Below are 2,723 nucleotides of genomic sequence, written 5' to 3' on the forward strand. Positions count from 1 at the left end.
TGGACCGAGATCGTCGGCGACCAGCAATATGTCCGGGCGCTGTTCTGCCTTGGCTATGGCCCCTTGCGGATCTCCGATCTCCGGATCGGCGACACCCCAATCAGCGATTATGAAGATGCGGATGTCGAGATCCGCGAAGGCCGTGAAGATGACCTCCCGATCGGGCTCTACCCCGAGCAGGTGCTCGAGGAAAACGCCGGTGTCCAGCTTGTCCGGCCCAAGCCGCGCGACCTGACCGGCGAGATCATTCCCGGCTCGGTCGGCGTGGAAACACCCGTCACGCGCTTCACGGCGTCCAACTCCGCCCAGGCCTCCGTGATCCTGGCATATCCGGCGGGTCTTTATGCCATTGACGACAAGGGCCGGGTCGCCCCGCGTAGCGTCAGCGTGCGCATCCGGGCGCGCCTCAATGGTGTGGGTGTCTGGCAGGAGGTGGTGACCCTGGCGATCACGGCCAAGAAGCAAGAGGGCTTCCTGCGCCAGCACCGCTGGACACTGCCCACTCGTGGCCGTTGGCAGATCGAAGTCACCCGGATGACCGATGACAGCACCAGCACGCAAGCTTCCGACAAGGTTGTGCTGTCGGGCATCCAGTCGATCCGGCCGGAGTACCCGATCAATTTTGACAAACCGCTCGCCCTGGTCGCGATCCGGGTGCGCGCAACCTACCAGTTGAACGGGCCATTAAACGCCTTCAATGCCCTGATTGAACGCGAGGCGCTGATCCACGAGGAGGGCGAATGGGTCACCGGCTACGGCCGCACTCCGGCGACCGCGTATGTTGCTGCCCTCACTGGGCCGATGAACCCCTTTCCGGCGGCAACCTCTGCCATCGACTGGGACCAGATCGCCGACTGGCATGATTGGTGCGTCGAGAAGGGCCTCAAGTACGACAGGGTCCATGACGGCCAGGAGACGCTGGGGGAAATGCTGCTGGCGATCTGCGCGGCCGGTCGCGCCAGCCCGCGACACGACGGGGTCAAATGGGGCGTGGTGATCGACCGGCCCGAGACGCTGGTGGTCGATCACATCAACCCCCGCAACAGCGACCAGTTTCAATGGTCCCGCACCTATTTTGATCCGCCCGACGGCGTGCGCGTTCGGTTCCTGGACGAGACCAACAACTACGAAGAAGCTGAAATGGTCATCCCGTGGCCCGGTCATGTTGGCGATGTCTCCCTCACCGAAACCATGGAGATGCCCGGCAAGACCGACCCGGCAGAGATTTGGATCGAAGCCCGCCGCCGGATGTACGAGCTGATTTACCGGCCAGACAGCTTCTCGGCCATGCAATCAGGCCGCGCCCGGGTGGTGACCCGCGGTGACCTGGTCATGGGCAGTTTCGACGTGCTGGACCGGACCCAACTCTCGGCCAGGGTAAAATCGGTGACGGGTGCACTGGTCGAGCTCGACGAAGAGATCACGGTCGGCGCCGACTTTGGCATCCGGTTCCGGGTCTTCGCCGACGAAGAGGAAGTGATCGGCAGCTCGGTGATCAGCAAGATCGCCCCGATGGATGAACCCACCCGCGCGGTGCGTCTGCTGGACCGGACGGCGGTGCCGATCGTCGGCGAGGCCGTGCATCTCGGCCCGATTACGACCGAGAGCCTGCCCCTCAGGGTGCGGGGCATCGAAGGGGCCGATGACTTTGGCGCTCGGGTGATGATGGTCGCGGCCGCGCCCGAGATCGACACGCTGACCGACGCCGAGGTTCCGCCGGAATGGGACGGCCGGATTGGCGAAATCATCGATCAGACCGCCGTCATCCCGGCGGTGCCGCTCTTTGTCTCGGTCGCATCGGGCCTGATCGGCACGGGTGATCCGGACGGCTTCGAGGTCGTGTTGCAGACCGGAACCGGCTCAACCGCTCTCGTTGATGCCTTCGAGTTTGATCATCGCCTGACCAGCTCCGGCGTCTGGACCACCGAGACCATTCCGGTCGCTGCCGGTGGCATCAGCCTGGACGACTACGAGGCGGGTAACGAGATCGAGTTTCGCGCCCGCGCCCTGGCGAACACCACGCCAGGCGACTACACCGCCGTCGCGACCCTGACCATCGGCGAGGATGACCCCGCCATCCCGGCCGCGCTTGACGACGAAGCGATCTCCGCCACCGGAAGTCTGGGCCATGCCACCCTGGTGGTTGCAGTGCCGGAGACCGGCGCGCCGACCCAATTGCAGATCTACCGCGTGCCCGCGGGCAACCCGCTCGACCGCGAGACCCATGCCATCGGCAGCCGCCTTGAGGTCTCTGCCGGTTCGACGCTGAACTATGTCGACGGCGACGGCACCCGTGTGAACCTGCTGAGTTCTGCGGATTTCAACAGCGCGGACAATTGGAGCCTCGACAGCGGCTGGGCCATTGCCGGTGGGAAGGCAACCTTCACGCCGGGTGCCGCAGGCAACCTCGCACAGCCCTTGCCTTTGACCGCAGGCACCACCTACCGGGTCGCCTTCGAGGTCTCTGGTTATGTCGCGGGCGACGTCAAGCCGCGGCTGATCGGCGGCACCAACGTCAGCGGCGAAACAGTAACGGCCAACGGACTGTTCCTGGACAGCCTCACAGCCCTGACCGGCAATACCGATTTCAAGTTCCTCGCACAGACCACCTTCGATGGCAGCATCGAGTTTGTCCGGCTCTTCGCGGAGACCCCGAGCTGCGTCGAGGCGGGCGGCTGGGATTACTACGTCGAGCCGATCAACGACGAGAACATCGCCGGGCC

The 2,723-nt window shown here is 64.7% G+C and carries 1 protein-coding gene; it reads left to right on the forward strand.

Translation table 11 applies throughout. The features are described 5' to 3' along the window. The coding region (gene gpJ, locus O4H53_RS26840; protein ID WP_269368045.1) for a TipJ family phage tail tip protein at positions 1-2,723 on the forward strand (2,723 nt) is incomplete at both ends.

This window comes from Sulfitobacter sp. G21635-S1, from assembly GCF_027213915.1.
Classification (GTDB): Bacteria; Pseudomonadota; Alphaproteobacteria; order Rhodobacterales; family Rhodobacteraceae; genus Sulfitobacter.